Raw genomic sequence first — 17,484 nt, 5'->3', positions numbered from 1 at the left:
CAACAGTAGACGATCGACGATAGAGGATCGAAATGCAAACAGAACGTTCTTCCACCCACGACACCGGCGATCTACAGTACGACCAGCCTAACGATCGGTACGTCTTCCACCACGATGGCGACGGTACCGCGACGATCACGACGACGATCGTCCACGCCATCGCGTCGATCGCGGACACCGACGTCTCCCAGGGCGAGTTTTCGCTCTACGACAGCGTCGACCCCGACGCACTCGACCGACTCTTCAGCAAAAAAGCCGACGGCACCGAACGATCCGACGGCCACGTCGCGTTCACCGCCCTGGAACACGAGGTGTACGTCTACGCGAACGGTGACGTGATCGTCTACCCGCCGTCAGCGTCGGCGGGCCGCCCGACCCACGGCTAGTCGCAATCCCCGATTTTTCGCAGTCATGGGACGACTTTAGGTCCCCGCACGTCCTCAGTGGCGACCATGACCGTAGTCGCACTACTGAGTGTTGCACCGGTGGTCGAGGACAGCATGTCGGACCAGGTCGCAAAGGCCGTCGACGCCCTCGAGGAGTACGACGTCGAGTACGAGACGAATCCGATGGGGACGGTGATCGAAACCGACGAAATCGGTGAGCTGTTCGCCGCCGCGCAGGCGGCACACGAGGCTGTCGACGGCGACCGCGTGAGCACCGTGTTGAAAATCGACGACAAGCGGACGAAACAAACGTCCGCGGCGGAGAAAGTCGAGGCGGTCGAGGAGCAACTCGGGCGACCGGCGACGAGCGATCGCGGGTGAGCCGACGACGGGAGCTTCCAGGACCACTCGGCGGTAGACCGGAATCCGCCGTTCACGTTCGCTCGAGCGCGAACTTCGGCAGCCCCCTCGAACGCGGTCTCGACGTCCTCTCGAGTGGACGCCATTTGCTATAGAACGGAACACTCAACCGTCGATACCGACTCCCATCGATTATGGAAGAGACGACCGTCGAGGTAGACGGAATGGCGTGTACAGGCTGTGAGAGTACCGTCACCGACGCACTCGAGGCGCTCTCGGGCGTCTCGTCGGCGACGGCGAACCACGAGTCCGACGAGGTCCGCGTCGCACACGACGAGACGCTCGTCGACGAGTCGACCATCGCCGGCGCGATCGAAGATGCGGGATACTCCGTGTGATGGTCACACATTCGATCGGGCGAACGTAGGACTATGGTCGGACGGCTGTCAGACAGAGACTGACAAACGGTTTTACGCCGGAGGCTGAATCGGGAGTCATGGAGAGTCTCAACCGAATGGCGATCGAACTGGTCGACGAGGCCCTCGAGTACGCCGAGGAGCTAAACGTCGGCGGGTACGACCTCGAAAACGACGCGACAGTACTCGATTTCGGCCTCGAGTTCGACGGCGGCATCGAAGCCGGATTGCTTCTGACCGAGATACAGACCGCCGGAATGGCGACGCCGAGTTACGATCTCGGCGAGATCGACGGCGCGCCGATCCCCTTCGTCTCCCTGTCGACCGACCAGCCGGCGCTTTCACTGCTGTGTTCACAAAAGGCCGGCTGGGAGGTCTCGACCGCGGAGTTCGACGGGCTCGGAAGCGGCCCCGCTCGAGCCCTCGTCGCCGAAGAAACGGAGTTCAGACGCATCGGGTACACCGACGCGTTCGACCTGACGGCGCTTGCCATCGAGACCGAGGACGTTCCGACCGGCGCCGTGGCCACACAGGTCGCCGACCTCGCGGAAGTCGAGACGAGTAGCGTCTTCTTGCTCGTCTACTCCACCGCGAGTCTCGCCGGAAGCATCACCAACGCGGCTCGAGCGGCCGAACTCGCGACGTTCCGACTGACCGAACTCGGCTACGATCCGATAGATATCGTCTCGGCGACGGGGCGTGCCCCGGTCGCCCCGGTCGCGGGCGACGAACGGACGGCGATCGCGCGCACGAACGACGCGATCGCCTACGGCGGAACGGCCCACCTCACCGTCCGCGAGGACGCCGACTACTTCGAGTCGGTGTCCTCGACGGCAGCCGACGAACACGGGCGACCGTTCGGCGAGGTCTTCGACGACCTCGAGTGGCAATTCGAGGAGGTTCCATCCGATCTGTTCGCCCCCGCGAAGGTGACGATCGACGTCATCGGCGGGCCGACGTACGTCCACGGCGAGACGAACGAGGATCTGCTCGCCGACTCGTTCGACCTCTGAGCGTGCGATTCAAACCCGTTCCCGACCCGCCCGCCGATCTCGAGGCCGTCGCCGCCGTTGTGGCCGCGGTTCCGGCGAAGTCCGATACGTCTCCCGGCGACGTCGATTGCTGTTCCCGGCTGATCGAGCGAACCGGCGTCGGGAGCCGCGAGGCGGCCCAAACCTGGTTGACGTTCCTCCGGGCGCTCGAGTTGGTCGCGGCCGAACGCGGCAGGTACCGCCGGACCGGCCGCGAGGTCGAGCGTAACTCGCTCCGGGATGCGTTTTGTGAACGCGTTCAGGACGGTTCGACCGTCCTCGCGGTCCTCGAAGCGAGTTCCGTCCCACTCGGATCGGAGGCGGTCACAGATCGGGTTCGCGAACGATCGACGAGACGAGAGCGTGGCCGCTCGAGTAGCGGGTCCCGACCGTCCGAAGAGAAACGGCGGGTGGAGGACGTCGAACGCGTCGAACGCCTCCTCGAGTGGGCCGTCCTGTTCGACCTGGCCGAGCGGGCGAGCCACGGGAGGGCCGTTCGGTACCGACGCGGATCGGACGGTTCCGATCGGTAACGAGGCACTCGCCGTTGCCCTCGGAGTCGACTATCGTGTATGTGGCGTACATCCTCACACCTGATCGAGCGCGGTGAGGCCGAATGACCGACAGGCGACGCGAGGCGGGCAGGCGGATCGAAGACTACCACGGCCACTACCGCGAGTACCTCGCGGAGAGTTCGGATATCGACGACCCCAGACGCCGGTGTTTCGCCGATCTGGCCGCCGACGCGGGACGGTCGTGCCGGCTGGGTCGGTCGATCGTCGACGAGTACGGCGCCGTCCGAGACCAAATCGGGGTGGAACTCCTCTCGGGCGTCCCCGAAACGCTCGAATCACTCGAGGAGGGAGCGCGCTCACCGTAGGAGGGGTGATACGTCGAATACCACACAAGTATTTGTTTCCCAACAGTGTTGACCGTACAATGGAAAACGAATCGAAATCGAGCGGAGATACTCGCGCCGCCGCGTTCTTCCTGATTCTCGGAATCGTTCTGTTCGGCTACGGCGTCGGGCAACTGACGGACGTGATCACGTACGATCCGCCCGCCGCCGTCTACCTCTTGATCGCGATGGGGCTCTTCGCCGCCGCCATCGTCCAGATAATCAGGTCGTAACACGTCGTGCCCGCCGGGTGGCCACACCGAAACCACCGCCCGTTCGTCACCCCGAGTTCGACGAGGTGTGCCTCGAGACGCAGTTGCAAACGAGAGCATGCCGATGGCGGCGACGCAGTCGGGACAGTAGGCTTCGGTGACGGCGGCGTACCGATCGGCGAGGCCGGTGCAGGGCACCGCCGAGAGGTGTCAACTGAAACGATGTACACGCTGATCACACAGCTCACGGGTCACTGCGTTCCCCGTTCGCTTTCCCGCGGTTCCGTCTGGCGATCAGGTGTGCAAGACCTGCAGTGGCTCCTATCGATCACCCGGCCGTCGGCTATCGGCTCATCGCACCGATCACAGACGGTCTGGGACTGTCGGCGGAGCCCGCGGTGACGACGCTCGCATCCCTCGAGGTCATCGAGGTCGACCCCGCGTCGTCGACTCGAGCCACCCGAGGCATTTCGAGCGGACGCCCCACGGCCGACTTTTGGAGCGGATAGCTTCCATCGTGATAATCAGACTGAACGACGATATAATTACAGGTTTTTAGTGGTGGAAACAGGGCGTCTTCCCGGAGCCAACCGGTGAAATCGAACCGACGAACCGGGACGTCAGTAGCCACGAACCGCGCCGATAGTCGCCGTCGAAACGATTCTGCCCGCTCACACTCGAGCGCCAGCACGACCGGTGGTGGCCGCCAGTTCGCGATCGAAAGTGAATCGACGAAAAACGACTCTTTTGCCGACGAAAAACGACTACGTCTCGGCTTCGTCATCGAGAGATCTGGCCAGCTCGACGATCATCACTTCCCAGTCGTAGGTCGATCCTCGCCTTCGAAACTCCCAGGCCCCGCGTACGTCGACGTCGGCCTCGATGGCCATCTCTACCGCCTCAGCGAGGACGGCTTCGAACTCGTCGTCACTGGTAATCGACACATCGTGAAGGTGATCGCGTGTCATGGTTCGTGGGCCACGATCCTCAACCCGAAGAGATGGAGACTAAGCCACGACCAGATCCACATCTGCAGGGTCACACTTCGCGTAGGGCGTTCGGTCCATCGGTTCCGAGGAGCGCAACACGCATAGGTCTGCCGTTTTGCATGGTGTACCATGCTATATTCACAAGACTGGTACACCATGGCGCCCATATTTACCCGTCTCGAACTCCAATTTCGATCAAGGAATGGCAGTCATAGCGCACCTTCGAATCCCGGCCGACTCGTTCGAACTCGGCCGGATCCTCGAGCTGGAGACCGATGGGACGATCGAGCTAGAAAACATGGTCCCGCTCGAGCAAAAAGCCGTTCCGTTCTTTTCGGTGAGTGACGAGGTCCGAGAATCGTTCGAGCAAAACGTCGAGAACCATCCGTCAGTCGAAGGCATCGTCGAGGTGACCCGCCACGACGGCGAACGGCTGTATTCGCTAGACTGGAACGTCTCCCGCGACGTGTTCTTCGAGGGAGTGATCGATCTACAGGGCCAACTCCTGAGTGCCACCGGGACGGCCACTACGTGGGAGTTCGAAATTCGATTCCCCACTCACGAGGCACTCAGTGAATTTCAGGAATATTGTGCGAACGCCCACATATCCCTCGAAATCGGACGCATCTACAACCCAGTCCGGCCGGGAACTGGAATGTGGTATGGAGTTACAAGACCTCAGCGTGAAACGCTGATACGCGCTGTTCAGGGAGGATATTATTCGATCCCACGACGGATGTCTACGCAGGATCTGGCTGACGACCTCGAGATCTCCGATCAAGCCGTCACGGAGCGACTGCGCCGAGCGATCGAGACGCTCACCGAAAACACGCTCATCGCGATGGAAGAGGAACTCGAAGAGGAGTTCGAGCAGGCCAAAGAATCCTGACCGCCTCGTTCCACCTCGGAGCTGGTGTGGAGACAGCCGTAATGGGTGATACTGAATAACAACCTTGTCCACCATGCCTCGGACCGAAGTGTGGTGTCACCTTATTACGGTGTGTGAAGGAAGATGGGATTCGACTATATTGCAGCGGCACTCGGGGACCGGGCGCGTCGGCGTGTACTCGTGGAACTACTGGATCACAATCCCGTAGATCAACCAGGGACTTCGATAAAGAACAACGCGGGAGAAACCGAGGAACGATCACTGCAGTATATCCATACCCATCTCCCAAAACTCGAGCAGATGGGTTATATCGTGTGGGACAGAGAACACGAGACGATTATAAAGGGACCTGATTGGGAAGAGATCGAACCGGTGGTTCGATTACTCCGTGAGAATAGCGACCGACTTCCTAGCGACACGTTCCCCCGCGCTCGAGAATGAGCGTATACCCCACAGATTCGCTCTCCATCTCTCGCACGCGGTTATAATGGCGAGATTTCGATCCGCCGGGTGATAGCTGTCCCCGGATTATCCGGGGCGAAGACACTCCTAACGGTCGCCCACGCGAGACGAAATCATCACCGCTCGAGCGCCGGCAAACCACCGCGGGCCGGCCGAAGCTCACTCGGCCGCGTGGTGGTCGATGAGCATCGTCCCGGCCCGTACCAGTACGTAGAGCGCGGCCGTGACCGTGGTCATCGGGACGACGGCGTTCCACAGAAGCGTCGTCGCGCCCGTCAATTCGTGGAGGGGGCCGATGGTACTGAGCCCGACGAGGTCCAGCGGGAAGAGGAGGAGACCGACGCCGACCGAGACGACGAAGGCGACGGCGACCCAAAACAGGAGGATTCCGAAGACGATCAGGGATTCTCTGATCGCCCACTCGAGGCGTCCGTACGGGGAGTCGGGGAACATGGGTTTCAAGAGATATCGAATTGGCTAAATATTTGCGAAAGTGGACGAAAGACGGCGGTCGTGTGCGTCGTGATCATCGATCCTGCTGGCGTCGGCTCGAGCCCTCACTCCGGAGACGGTGGCAACAGAACGAGCAACTATCGTCGCAGTTTCGCCATCACGAACCACATTTACCAGTAAATAGGCGAGAATGCCCCTTCCTCAACAAGCAACGCAGCGAACACCGTGAGCGAGTAGCACAGTAGGGAGGGGATGAATCGCTACACGAGTTCCAAACAATTAACTAACAACATTCCATAACCACAAGGCAGCGATGGAGTACAGTCACCGCTACGCTGCCTACCCAACCCAAACCGTAGCGGCTGAACTGGAAAGACACATCGACATTCATCGCCAAGCATACAACTACACCCGATACGAATACGAGAACGTGGACGCTGACAACATCGGCTCCGCGTACAAACACCACTACCGACTCCCCGACTGGAAAGACGAGTTCCCCGTTTTCTCAGAGGTCAACTCAAAGGCGCTGCAACGAACCGTCACACGGTTCTACCAGAACCTCTCAACCCTCTCCGAACAGAAGCAAAACGGGCGTAAAGTCGGGTGGCTCAAGTGGAAGTCACCGAAGGAGTTCCAGAGTATGACGTACTCGCAGTCTGGCTTCGAACTCAAAAACACGAGTGGCCGACACGCAACGGTAGAACTCTCCAAAATCGGTGACCTTCGTATTCGCTATCACCGTGAAATCCCTGACGAAGCTGTTATCAAAGAAGTCACGGTGAAGAAAGAGACAACGGGCGAGTGGTTCGTATCGTTCGGTCTCGAAACTGATGACGAAGACCTACCCGAGAAACTCGACGTAGACTCGCTTGATACGAGCAATAGTATCGGTATCGACCTCGGCATTCTCAACTACATCCATACGTCTGATGGACTCAGCGTGGACTGGCTCGACCTTGACGAAGAGTACGAGCGCCTCCGCAGAGAGCAACGCAAACTCTCTCGGAAAGAGGAAGGCTCGAAAAACAGGGAGAAGCAACGCGTCGGAGTGGCGAAGGTGAAGCGTCGGATTCAACGGAAAGTCTTGGACTTTCAGCAGAAGTTAACAACATGGCTTGTCCGTGAGTACGATGCCGTGTTTGTCGAGGATTTAGACGTGAAGCCGATGCTTGAGGACTCGCACAACGCGCGGAACAAGCAGGATGCCGCGTGGCGGCAATTCATCACGTTGCTCGAATACAAGGCAAAACTGTATGGCGTCCACGTCGAGCAGATTGAACCGCGTGGCACGACGAAAGAGTGCGCGTCGTGTGGTGCTGAAACCGAGAAGCCGTTATGGGTCCGAGAGCATTCGTGTCCATCGTGTGGCTTTGAATGTGACCGTGATGCGAACGCGGCGTTGAATGTCTTGCAGCGAGGTTTTGAAGAGTTAGGGCTGGGATGGCCCGAATCCACGCCTGTGGAGACTGCGCTCCCTACGGATACTTCGGAGTTTTCTGAAGTGTTTGCAAAGCGCGTCGTTGAATCAGGAAGCCCCATCCTCAACGAAGCGAAGGCGTTAGCCTGAGCGGAGTAGGGTGGGGTAATTCACGCGAGGTCTGCTGGACTGACCGCACCCGCTTCTTGCAGTTCCGAATCGAACGACACGAGATCGGCGTCGTGGCCCTGCGCACAAGCGAGAATTGCGGAATCGAGCGGGTACAAGAGCGTTTCCCGCTGTAACCGATTGGCGTCCATCATATCGGATGCGTCGGGGATTACGACTCGGACGTCCGCCGTAATTTCATCCTGAATCGTCTCAGCGTTCGATAACTCGAGCCGTTCCTTTTTCGTGAGCACTGACCGCAACTCCATGAGATTGAGCGTCGATGTGAGAAAATCGTAATCGCCATCGAGAACACCCACAGCTATCGATCCCGTATCGGGTTCGTCAGTCACTGCAGCGACGAATACGTTGGGATCGAGAAAGAGATTCATGTCCGTTCGCGGAGGTCACGAACCTCGGCGACCGAATCGACGTCGAGTTCGCTAGCTAGTCCTCGAAGTCGTTCGCCGAGCGGCGGCCGGTCGGTATCGTCATCCTCGTCATCGGTGCGTGCGAATTCGTTCACCTCGTCGGCGTAGACACCCATATTCGACCGATAGGGTTCCGTCGGTAAAACAGTTTGCCACGAGTGATATCGGTTGACCATCGTCTGGGGGACGAAAAAACCGCGTTGCATCTCGAGCACTCGATCGCGTTGTGGAACGCGGACCGTGGTATCCACGGACGATGGGAGAACCGCGACGGCCAGCCGTCGTCACTCCAGCGGATGAACGCCGGTAACCGTTCCGACACCCTTGCTCCGGCCCTCGCGGAAGACGAACTTCTGTCCCTCCTCGACGAGGTACGGGCGGAACTTGAATCGGACCGTGGTCTCGCCGGTGTCGCCCGGCAACAGTCGGCCGTCCTCGGGATGGAAGGCGGCGGCCTCGCCGATCGTCTCCAAGTGGACGACGGGTTCGTAGCCGTCGCCGATCCGCGTCGGATGGTTGAGCACCATCACCTCGGCTTCGAACTCCCGTACCGGCTTCGGATCCGCCTCGCGCGGGAGCAACGCCATGCCGCGTTCGATCGCGCTCTCTTTGATGCCCTTCAGCGCGATGCCGACGATCCGCCCGGCCTGGGCCCGGTCGACCCGGTGATAGTGCATCTCGATCGAGCGAACCTCGACCTCCTGGAACCGGCCGTCGGGCATCGGCCCGATCAGGAGTTCGTCGCCGGCTTCGACCTCGCCTGACATCACGGTTCCCGAGGCGACGGCACCGACGCCGGTCACCGAGTAGCTTCGGTCGACGTACATTCGGAACTCGCCGGTGTCCTGTCCCGTCTTCGGGAGCCGATCGAACAGTTCGTCGAGCGTCTCGAGGCCGTCCATCGTGATCGCGCTCGTCTCGACGATGGGGACGACGCGCTCGCCGATCTCCTCGACGGCGGCGTCGACGCCGTGGCGGGCGACGCGAAGCGGGGACTTCTCGACCTCCCGGAGGAGGCGTTCGACCTCCCGTTCGACCTCCTCGACGCGCTCGTCGCCGACCGCATCGGTTTTCGTGATCGCGACGATCGTCGGGAGATCGGTCGCGAGCAACACGCCGAGGTGTTCCCGGGTCGTGCGGGTCGGGCCGTCGTCGGCGGCGACGACCAGCAGGCCGTAGTCGAGTTTCTGCCCGACGAGGCCGCGGATCGTCGTCCGGAGCCACGGCTCGTGACCGACCGTGTCGACGAACGAGACCAGTCGATCGGCGCTCTCGACGACCTCCGCACGATCGGCTTTGCGGTTCGGATTTCGCACCCGGACTGGACCGTCCTCGTCGAAGCCGTAGACGGCATAGGAGAGGTCCGCCGACAGCCCACGCTCGACCTCGTGGGGCTGGACGTCGAGGTACGATCGCGTCGCGCCGTCACCGTCGTCCGGCGTGCCGGTCACGAGCGAGCCGACGAGCGTGCTCTTGCCGTGGTCGACGTGGCCCGCCGTCCCGACGACGACGTGTTCGTCGTCCGTCTCGAGGACGCCACCCTCGCGGATCGTGGCGACGCCGACGAGGCCCTCGTCGCGGTCGTCGCCGACGCCCCACGTCTGGACGTCCTCGATGTGTGCGTCGGCCTCCTCGGCGAGCAACGAGAGAACGTCCATCGACTCGGAGAACGTATCGGGGTCGACGCCGGCGAGCCCGCCGTCGTCGGTGACGCCAACGACGTAGGTCGCCTCACCGTCGCCCGAGAGAATGCGGTGTCTGAGCTGGGCGGCCAAACTCTCGCGACGCCCGCCCTCGAGGTGGACGTCTCGTGACAACCGTTCTTTGAATTCGACGCTGCCACCGTCCTGTTCGCCACGGTCCAGGGCTCGCTCGAGGAGAGCCCGGTCACGGCTCATACGCACCGGTAGAGAGCCACACGGCAAAAGCCTTCTCGTCACGTGCTACCAAAGAGCAGGTTCGCGATCACGGCTGATACGGATTACTGTAGCGTTTTACCGGTGAGACCGCCACCCAGGTCACGGTCTCACCGGAAACGATCTACAGTAAACCGTATGATGGATACGGCCGGGGGCGGTTTGAAGGTCCTCGAGGGCCTACTGTCCGTATGAGCGTCAGCGGCCTCTGTCAGATCTGTGAGTCCCGTCCGGCCCAGGAACGGTGTGACAACTGCGGGACGCTCGCGTGTGAGCAACACTACGAGCGAGGGCTGGGGCTGTGTGCCGACTGTGCGGCCCAGGCCGATCCCGGCCGGCAGGACGACGTGGACATCCACCGATTGTGAGCCCGGCCGTCCGGTGACTCTCCGCCAGCGCGTCGCCGACCACCGTAGACGCGTCCCGAGCGGACCGGATCGTAACGTCGGAACGATTCGGTGTCGTTCGGGAACCAATCGACACCATATGCCCCTAATTTTCGAAAGGTTAAAAGGATAATCCGAGAAAAGCGCAATAGTTGTTTATCTCACCGAGCGGCGTAGCGGTAGGTGAGGATCGCCAATGGACCCGAACGAAGATCGTCGGACAAAAACGGAGCACGCAAAAGAGATCGAACACGACGTCGACGTCGACGAACACATGGCGTTCGTCGAGTGGCTGGCCGAGAATCCCGAGGACGGAGCGCTCGAGTTTCGGGCGACGGGCGCCACCGAGGCGGTAGCCAATCGGACGACCGCGACGATCGGTCGCTGGATGCTCGGCACCGAGGAGATGGGTGACGAGCGAGAGCACGTTCTCGAGTTCGGATTGCCGCCGGAACTCGAGGACGCGATGGGGTATCTCGAGCCGACGGATCGGTACGAAGCCATCGAAGGGGCGCTCTCGGCGCTCACCGCCTGCATCAACGGCACCGTCGTCTACAACGCGATCCGAGAGGGGATCGACGTCGAGGACGTGACGACGACGGTCCGCGCACCCGTCGACCTCCGGATGCTGTTTGGTATCCACGACGTCGACAGCGCGGACGAGATGTACGGGGAACTCGAGATCGACGTCGACGTGACCGGCGACCTCTCTCCAGCGGATCGTTCCGCGATTCGAGAGTATCCGATGCGCTCGCCGGTGTATACGCTCATCACGCTCGAGCAACCGAACCGACCGAACGTCGCGTTCGGTTCGTCGACGTAGTCAGCACGATCGGCCGTCGCGTTGCTCGTCGGCGTAGTGGACACGATTGGCCGTCGCGTTCGATTCGCGAGGACGGCAGAAATCCCGCCCCGTCGGCCGCTGGCTACTCCCGATACTGGTTGAGGCGTCGTTTCAGTCGCTTGGCCGCCCGACCGCTAGCCTGAGCGAACTGCTCACCCTGGTTCTCGCCGGCGAAGATAATCCCTCGTGAGGAGTTGATCAGACCGACGCCGTCGGCCAGTCCGAACTCGATCGCGGCCTCGGCGTCGCCGCCCTGAGCGCCAACGCCGGGGACGAGGAACGGCAGATCGGGAACGATCTCGCGAACCTCCTCGAGTTCGTCGGGCGTGGTCGCGCCGACGACGAGACCCACGTTGTCGTTTTCGTTCCACAGGTCCGCGAGCGCGGCGACGCGTTCGTAGACGGGTTCGCCGGTCTCGAGTTCGAGGTCCTGGAGGTCCTCTCCGCCGGGGTTCGAGGTGCGACAGAGGACGAAGACGCCGGCCTCCTCGTTCGCCAGAAACGGCTGGAGGGAGTCCCGACCCATGTAGGGGTTGACCGTGATCGCGTCGACCGACTCGAGGATCTTCGCGTACTGTCTGGTCGTGTTGCCGATGTCAGCCCGCTTGGCGTCGAGCAAGACGGGGACGTCCTTGCCGTGGGCGTAGGCGACGGTCTCCGCTAAGGCGCGCCAGCCGTCTGGATCCTCGTAGAATGCCGCGTTGGGCTTGAAGACGGCGGCGTGTTCGTGGGTCGCGTCGATGATCCGGCGGTTGAAGGCCCACCGCGGGAGGTCGTACTCCGCTAAGTGGTCGGGAACGCGATCGAGGTCGGGATCGAGGCCGACGCTGACGACGCTGTCGACCGTCCGAATCCGGTCGTGAAGCCGGTCGAAGAAGTTCATACCCGCGAGTCTCACCGCGGAGGTCGAAAAGATTGCTATCTGCGCCGCCTCGACTCGAGACAGGGCTTCGTCGTATTTGATACGGATTGATGTCGCGCTATATCGGTGATCGCTCCGACGGGGTCGGCACTCGCCGATAAAACGCGACACCAATCCGTATGGGGGTGAGTGTACTCCGGTTGATTCGCGCCGGCCGTCGTCAACGCTCGATAAGTTCGACGAGGTTCCCTTCCGGGTCGCGGACGAAGAGAACGGTGCTCCCGCTTGCGGTGGTCTGTGGCTCGCTGGTTGTCGGGACGTCCTCGGGGAGTCCCTCGTAGAACGTCTCGACGTCCTCGTGGGCGAAGCCGACGTGACTCGCACCCGGCCGCTCGAGTGTCGGCGTCGGCATCTCGGTCGCGTCGAATCCGTACTCGACCAGTTCCACGCGGACGCCGCCCGCCTCGAGGTGGACGAACTCCGCGCTCGCGCCCTCGACGCCGACGACGGTCGAAAACGCCTCGCCGGAAACGTCGAATCGATCGGCTACCGGAAAGCCGAGGACGTCGCGGTAGAACGGAAGCGTCTCCTCGAGGTCGTCGACGGTGATACCGACGTGGTGTGCGCTGAGATCCGAATCGGTCATGGTTTCGAATCTGCCGAGCGATCACGTAAATGGGGTGGATTCCCGGCCTCGGAGACGACGAGCGAGCCGGGTCTCTAGAGTCTGCGAGCCGATACTATATCCACCCAGCGTCCGAACGCCGTGGTATGACGCGCGTCGCGCTCATCGCCCACGACGAAAAGAAGCCGGATATCATCGAATTCGCCCGAGAGAACGAAGGTCAGCTCCTCGAGTACGAACTGATCGCGACCGGAACGACCGGCACGCGGCTGATGGAGGAGACCGACCTCGAGGTCGAGCGCAAGAAGTCGGGTCCGCTCGGCGGCGACCTGATGATCGGCGCGGAGGTCGCCGAGGATCGCCTTGACGGCATCGTCTTCCTCCGTGATCCGCTTCGCGCCCAGCCCCACGAGCCCGACATCTCCGCATTGCTTCGCATCTGTGACGTCCACGACACCGCGCTGGCGACGAACCTGGCGTCGGCCGAGTTTCTGATCGAGGGGCTCGCGGACTGAAAACCGTACGACACGCCACTGTTGGGAACGACCTCCAGACATCTGCACGGATAGTGGAACGCCCACACGCCAGTCACGACGAGACGAACGCCGTAACGGATTTCTGCCTATCCCGACAATATTACCGTCGCGACGAGAAGAACAGATACAGACACGCACGAACGACGAAGGCTCGACGGCGTCGGCAACACCGAACACTCGACTCACGTCCGAGTCGACGAGAGAGACGTAGCCGTGCAGTCGACAATGTCAGAAGACAATGTATAACGGCGGGGATATTCGAATGGCCAACCATCCCGATCCTCGATGAGTGAGATCGCCCTCGCGGCCGACTTCGCGATCATCGTCGTCGTCGCGACGATCATCGGTCTGATCGCCCGGCAGACGGGCCAGCCGACCATCATCGCCTACATCCTCACGGGAATTATCCTCGGACCGGTCGCACTCGACATCGTCACCCAGGAGGGGCTGGTCGAACTGATGGCCGATCTCGGCTTTGCCTTCCTGTTGTTCCTGTTGGGGCTGAAGATGCGATTCGAGGACATCCGCGAGATCCTCCCCGCAGTCACGAACGTCGCCATCGGCCAGACCGTCCTGCAGACGGCGCTTGCGTTTCTGGTGGCGTGGGCGCTCGGATTCGGAACCGACGCGATCCTCGTCATCTCGCTTGCGACCGTCTTCGGCGCGACGCCGATCATCGTCAAGATTCTGACCGACAAAGACGAGATCACCAGCCTCCCGGGCAAGATCGACGTCGGCGTCCTCATCGTCCAGGACATCTATCTCGTGGTCGTCCTCGCGTTGTTTACCGCCGACGAACTCGGAAACGCTGCCGACATCGCATCCACGCTCGCGGTCATCCTCGTGATGATGTCCTTTATCGGCATCTTCTCGCTTCTCTCTTCGCGGTACATCCTTCCCGGACTGTTTCGGCGTATCGCCGACAACAAGGACGTGTTCCTCATCGTCGCCATCGCCTGGGCGTTCCTGTTCGTCGCGGTCGCGGAAGGAGCTAATCTCGATCCGAAAGTCGGCGCGTTCCTCGCCGGAATCAGCCTCGCACAACTGCCCTACAGCAAGGAACTCGAGGACCGCATCACGCCGATCACCGACTTCTTCATCCTCGTCTTCTTCGCCACGATCGGCCTCCAGATCGACGGCCTCTCGAGTCTGCTTGCTTACTGGTGGCAAGCGATCGTCGCCTCGATCGTCCTCATGGTCGGTAACTTCTGGATCATGTTCTACCTGATCGACCGCGAAGGGTTCGACGTCGAAACGTCGTTTCTCGGGTCGATCAACATGGTACAGGTCAGCGAGTTCTCCTTGATCGTCGGCGCGCTTGCGATCGAACAGGAACTGATCGGTTCGGACGTACTCGGCTATCTGAGCCTGATGGCGTTGCTCACGATGGGCGTCTCGACGTACATCATCTCGTACAACCACGCGATTTACGACCGCGTCGAGCCGTGGTTTCGCCGGTTCGAATCCGACGAAAAGACGGACGCCGAGATCGGTACGTACGACGACCACGCGATCGCCATCGGCTACGACGAGATCACCGAAGTCGCCTTGCCGATGCTCGAGCGCCAGTACGGCGACGTAGTGGTCATCGACCGACAGACCGACCACATCGAGGAACTCGAGCGAGACGGGCGATACGAGTACGTCTTCGGCGATTTCCGTCACACCGAAGTTCGCAAGGAAGCGAACCTGAAATCGGCCGCATTCGTGTTGAGTTCGAGCGTCGAGCGCGAGGTCAACGAAGCGTTGCTCGCGGAGGTGAGCAACGACGCGACAGTGTTCGTAGAGGCGGAACGAATCGACGATGCACGAGCCCTCTACGACCGCGGCGCGACGTACGTTATCATGAGCACCCACCTCGCCGCAGAGAAAGTAAGCGAGTACGTCGAACTGTACGTCACCGACTGGGAAGCCTTCGACGATGCGGTAGATCGCGACGTCGAGGGGATCGAAACGCGCCGCCGGCGTGCAACGCGCGGACTCGAAGGGCGTGACGGGGCGGGTAACAGAGAGACGAGCGCCGGACTGGACGCGACGACCGACGACGGTGGCGACCGAAAACGCGGAGGGGAGTCTCGTGACTGAACAGCTCGTCGTCACGCTGGCGGTCGTCTTCGTCACCGCCGGACTCCTGTCGTTGATCGCGAATCACTTCGGGCTCTCGCCCATCCCGTTTTACATCATCGCCGGTATGATTGCCGGGACGTTCGAGTCGGTCACCCAGGGGGAGATCGTCGTCCTCGCCCAGTGGGGGATCGCGTTTCTCGTGTTCGTCTTCGCGATCCGTGTCGACTTCGGAGACCTCGAGTCCGTCTTGCGCGACGCGGAGATCGCGGCGGTGACCCAGCTTGTCGTCGTCGCGCCGATCGCGCTCGGGATCGGCTACCTGTTCGCTATCGGCCTCGACGTCTCCGACCCGCTCCGAAACGCGGTCTACTTCACGACGGCCGTCGTGTTGAGTTCATCGCTGGTCGGTGGCGTCTTGCTCAGATCGGAGATCCGAGAGAACTTGGTTCACGGACGGCTCGCCTCTTCGATCCACTTCTTCGATGATCTGGTCGCCATCGCGCTTCTGTTGATCCTCAGTACCGAAGTCGTCACTGCCGACGCGATCGCCAGACAGATCGGCTACGGTGTCCTGTTCGTGGTCGCAGGACTGCTGATATACCGCCACGGGTTCCCGATTCTCGTCCGGCTCGCAGACGGGGACGGCGAACTCGTTCTCGTCGGAAGCATCTCGATACTCATCGCCTTCATCGCGGCCGCGGAGTACGTCGGCCTCTCGATCGTCGTCGGCGCGTTCGCCGCCGGCGTCGCCATCCGAAGCGACGGCACGCAGGCGCTCGAGGTTCGAAACGGAATCGACGCGATCACGGACTTCTTCGTCGCGATCTTCTTTGTGACCGTCGGCGCACTGGTCGCGATCCCCTCGCTCGAGGTGCTCGTGATAGCGAGTACGCTTACGGTGCTCGTACTCGTGTTGAACCCGATCGTCCACGTCCTCTCGTTCGTCTACGAGGGGTACGACGCCCGGACGGCGTTTCTCGCCGGCTCGAGTTTGAACCAGGTCAGCGAGTTCGCACTCGTCATCGCCATCCAGGCCCTGTTGATGGAAACGATCGCCGTCCCGATTTTCGACGCGATTATCCTTGCGGCGGCCGCAACGATGGTGTTGACGTTTCTGGGACGACGGACGGAGGACGCGGTCTACGAGCACGTCGTCGCCCGACTATTTCGGAGTCAGCGAACTCGAAAGGTCGACGATAGGAGTAGCGTCACCGACCTCGAGGACCATGTCGTGGTCGTCGGCTACGGCCGAATCGGTCGCCGGATCGTCGAGACGCTCGAGGAACTCGACCATCCGTACGTCGTGATCGAGAACGATCCCGTGCTGTGGGACGAACTCAACGCCGAGTGTCGAAACTACGTGCTCGGCGACGCCCTGTCCGGTTATCCGTGGGAGAAAGCGCAGGTTTCGGATGGGGCGCTCGTCTGTTCGACGGTCGACCACCGGCCGCTTTCGGAAATCGTTCTCGGCCTCGAGACCGACGCCGACGTCTTACTCCGGACGGAATCGGCCGACGAAGCAAGCGAGTTGCTCAAGGCGGGTGCGACCCACGTCGCCGTGCCGAACGTCCTCGCGGGTGAACAACTCGTCACGGTCGTCGAAGAACTCGCCACGGGCGAAACGGACGTAGAGGACCTCGAACGAAACCAACTCGAGTACTTCGACGCACTCGAGCGCTACGGATTCGCGAGTCGCGACGAGCGAATATAGTCGAATCGAGAATCCGCGCCCGTCGAAGGAGGCGACAGCGCAACCGGAGTCGATGGTCACATCCACCGATGTCGACAACACCCGTCGAAAGTCCAGCTACACTGGCCCGCCGAAGTACTCGTGGACGACGAAGACGAGCGCGAGACCCACGACGAAAAGGGGTGCGGCGACGATCGTCGAAAGGTCGATCGCGCCCGCGAGCCCGAGAGCCGCGACGACGAGCAGTCCGACGCCGACGGCGTAGACGGCGAGATTGCGCCCGACTCGGATCGCCCGACCAGCGTTGAACACGATCGAACGTTGGCGGTGGAAACGCCAAAGAACTGCTGGTTCTCTGACGGAGAGGACGGTGTCGCGGTTTCAGTAGCCGTCGAAACTAGTTCCCCAGCGACGCCCCCCCGTGAGGAACCCGCCTGGGTGCC

At 61.6% G+C, this 17,484-nt stretch carries 23 protein-coding genes; 15 read left to right on the top strand and 8 right to left on the bottom strand.

Features of this window, described 5'->3' with window-relative positions; translation table 11 throughout:
- Nucleotides 1-32: 32 nt before the first annotated feature.
- From AB7C87_RS10010 to AB7C87_RS09975, 8 genes are all read left to right on the top strand, one after another.
- Nucleotides 33-386 carry a HalOD1 output domain-containing protein gene (locus AB7C87_RS10010; protein WP_369729294.1) on the top strand — a complete coding sequence of 118 codons (354 nt, stop codon included), beginning with the start codon at nt 33-35 and terminating at the stop codon, nt 384-386.
- Between the two features lie 66 nt (nt 387-452).
- Nucleotides 453-767 carry an MTH1187 family thiamine-binding protein gene (locus tag AB7C87_RS10005; protein ID WP_369729293.1) on the top strand — a complete coding sequence of 105 codons (315 nt, stop codon included), beginning with the start codon at nt 453-455 and terminating at the stop codon, nt 765-767.
- Nucleotides 768-940: 173 nt separating this feature from the next.
- Nucleotides 941-1,144, top strand: a complete 204-nt coding sequence (locus AB7C87_RS10000; RefSeq protein WP_369729292.1) for a heavy-metal-associated domain-containing protein — start codon at nt 941-943, stop codon at nt 1,142-1,144.
- 98 nt (nt 1,145-1,242) lie between these two features.
- A complete protein-coding gene (gene mch, locus AB7C87_RS09995; RefSeq protein WP_369729291.1) occupies nt 1,243-2,175 on the top strand; it encodes a methenyltetrahydromethanopterin cyclohydrolase in 933 nt (310 codons plus the stop codon).
- A gap of 2 nt (nt 2,176-2,177) precedes the next feature.
- On the top strand, nt 2,178-2,726 hold the full coding sequence (locus AB7C87_RS09990) for a double winged helix-containing putative transcriptional regulator (RefSeq protein WP_369729290.1): 549 nt from the start codon (nt 2,178-2,180) through the stop codon (nt 2,724-2,726).
- Between the two features lie 83 nt (nt 2,727-2,809).
- Nucleotides 2,810-3,073 (top strand): hypothetical protein, encoded by a 264-nt coding sequence (locus tag AB7C87_RS09985; protein ID WP_369729289.1) that lies wholly within the window; start codon nt 2,810-2,812, stop codon nt 3,071-3,073.
- A gap of 59 nt (nt 3,074-3,132) precedes the next feature.
- Nucleotides 3,133-3,324, top strand: a complete 192-nt coding sequence (locus tag AB7C87_RS09980; RefSeq protein ID WP_369729288.1) for a hypothetical protein — start codon at nt 3,133-3,135, stop codon at nt 3,322-3,324.
- Nucleotides 3,325-3,617: 293 nt separating this feature from the next.
- Complete coding sequence (locus tag AB7C87_RS09975; protein ID WP_369729287.1) at nt 3,618-3,812, top strand: hypothetical protein; 195 nt, start codon at nt 3,618-3,620, stop codon at nt 3,810-3,812.
- A 255-nt stretch (nt 3,813-4,067) separates the two neighbouring features.
- Here the strand turns inward: AB7C87_RS09975 and AB7C87_RS09970 are convergent, their stop codons facing one another.
- Nucleotides 4,068-4,271: a hypothetical protein gene (locus AB7C87_RS09970; RefSeq protein WP_369729286.1), complete on the bottom strand. Its 204-nt coding sequence runs from the start codon at nt 4,269-4,271 to the stop codon at nt 4,068-4,070.
- 223 nt (nt 4,272-4,494) lie between these two features.
- On the opposite strand from AB7C87_RS09970, the gene AB7C87_RS09965 reads away from it, so the two are divergent.
- Entirely contained in the window at nt 4,495-5,181 is a 687-nt protein-coding gene (locus AB7C87_RS09965) for a helix-turn-helix domain-containing protein (RefSeq protein WP_369729285.1), read from the top strand.
- Nucleotides 5,182-5,802: 621 nt separating this feature from the next.
- Here AB7C87_RS09965 and AB7C87_RS09960 read toward each other — a convergent pair.
- A complete protein-coding gene (locus tag AB7C87_RS09960; protein WP_369729284.1) occupies nt 5,803-6,096 on the bottom strand; it encodes a hypothetical protein in 294 nt (97 codons plus the stop codon).
- Nucleotides 6,097-6,409: 313 nt separating this feature from the next.
- Between AB7C87_RS09960 and AB7C87_RS09955 the strand changes: the two genes are divergently transcribed.
- Complete coding sequence (locus AB7C87_RS09955; protein ID WP_369729283.1) at nt 6,410-7,666, top strand: RNA-guided endonuclease InsQ/TnpB family protein; 1,257 nt, start codon at nt 6,410-6,412, stop codon at nt 7,664-7,666.
- 20 nt (nt 7,667-7,686) lie between these two features.
- Here AB7C87_RS09955 and AB7C87_RS09950 read toward each other — a convergent pair whose 3' ends face one another.
- From AB7C87_RS09950 to AB7C87_RS09940, 3 genes are all read right to left on the bottom strand, one after another.
- Nucleotides 7,687-8,076, bottom strand: a complete 390-nt coding sequence (locus AB7C87_RS09950) for a type II toxin-antitoxin system VapC family toxin (RefSeq protein WP_369729282.1) — start codon at nt 8,074-8,076, stop codon at nt 7,687-7,689.
- Nucleotides 8,073-8,231, bottom strand: coding sequence for a hypothetical protein (locus AB7C87_RS09945; protein WP_369729281.1), 159 nt, complete (start codon nt 8,229-8,231; stop codon nt 8,073-8,075). Before AB7C87_RS09945 ends, AB7C87_RS09950 begins: the two co-directional genes overlap by 4 nt.
- Before the next feature lie 168 nt (nt 8,232-8,399).
- Complete coding sequence (locus AB7C87_RS09940) at nt 8,400-10,013, bottom strand: GTPBP1 family GTP-binding protein (RefSeq protein ID WP_369729280.1); 1,614 nt, start codon at nt 10,011-10,013, stop codon at nt 8,400-8,402.
- Nucleotides 10,014-10,222: 209 nt separating this feature from the next.
- Between AB7C87_RS09940 and AB7C87_RS09935 the strand changes: the two genes are divergently transcribed.
- On the top strand, nt 10,223-10,399 hold the full coding sequence (locus AB7C87_RS09935; protein ID WP_369729279.1) for a hypothetical protein: 177 nt from the start codon (nt 10,223-10,225) through the stop codon (nt 10,397-10,399).
- Nucleotides 10,400-10,613: 214 nt separating this feature from the next.
- A complete protein-coding gene (locus AB7C87_RS09930; RefSeq protein ID WP_369729278.1) occupies nt 10,614-11,240 on the top strand; it encodes an OsmC family protein in 627 nt (208 codons plus the stop codon).
- Between the two features lie 103 nt (nt 11,241-11,343).
- Here the strand turns inward: AB7C87_RS09930 and pyrF are convergent, their stop codons facing one another.
- Nucleotides 11,344-12,144 carry an orotidine-5'-phosphate decarboxylase gene (gene pyrF, locus AB7C87_RS09925; RefSeq protein ID WP_369729277.1) on the bottom strand — a complete coding sequence of 267 codons (801 nt, stop codon included), beginning with the start codon at nt 12,142-12,144 and terminating at the stop codon, nt 11,344-11,346.
- A 199-nt stretch (nt 12,145-12,343) separates the two neighbouring features.
- Nucleotides 12,344-12,769 carry a VOC family protein gene (locus AB7C87_RS09920; RefSeq protein WP_369729276.1) on the bottom strand — a complete coding sequence of 142 codons (426 nt, stop codon included), beginning with the start codon at nt 12,767-12,769 and terminating at the stop codon, nt 12,344-12,346.
- A 125-nt stretch (nt 12,770-12,894) separates the two neighbouring features.
- Between AB7C87_RS09920 and AB7C87_RS09915 the strand changes: the two genes are divergently transcribed.
- The 3 genes from AB7C87_RS09915 to AB7C87_RS09905 all read left to right on the top strand — a co-directional run bounded on the left by AB7C87_RS09915 (nt 12,895) and on the right by AB7C87_RS09905 (nt 17,062).
- The gene (locus AB7C87_RS09915) at nt 12,895-13,263 is read left to right on the top strand and encodes a methylglyoxal synthase (RefSeq protein WP_369729275.1); all 369 of its coding nucleotides are present in this window, start codon (nt 12,895-12,897) and stop codon (nt 13,261-13,263) included.
- 306 nt (nt 13,264-13,569) lie between these two features.
- Nucleotides 13,570-15,369, top strand: a complete 1,800-nt coding sequence (locus tag AB7C87_RS09910) for a cation:proton antiporter (RefSeq protein ID WP_369729274.1) — start codon at nt 13,570-13,572, stop codon at nt 15,367-15,369.
- Complete coding sequence (locus AB7C87_RS09905) at nt 15,362-17,062, top strand: cation:proton antiporter domain-containing protein (RefSeq protein WP_369729273.1); 1,701 nt, start codon at nt 15,362-15,364, stop codon at nt 17,060-17,062. Before AB7C87_RS09910 ends, AB7C87_RS09905 begins: the two co-directional genes overlap by 8 nt.
- Nucleotides 17,063-17,158: 96 nt before the next feature.
- Here AB7C87_RS09905 and AB7C87_RS09900 read toward each other — a convergent pair whose 3' ends face one another.
- Nucleotides 17,159-17,353 (bottom strand): hypothetical protein, encoded by a 195-nt coding sequence (locus AB7C87_RS09900; protein ID WP_369729272.1) that lies wholly within the window; start codon nt 17,351-17,353, stop codon nt 17,159-17,161.
- Between the last annotated feature and the right edge of the window lie 131 nt (nt 17,354-17,484).

The organism is Natrarchaeobius versutus, from assembly GCF_041205745.1.
GTDB lineage: Archaea > Halobacteriota > Halobacteria > Halobacteriales > Natrialbaceae > Natrarchaeobius > Natrarchaeobius versutus.
Note: the sequence above shows the minus strand (reverse complement) of the source record. Positions and strands in the feature narration are given on the sequence as shown.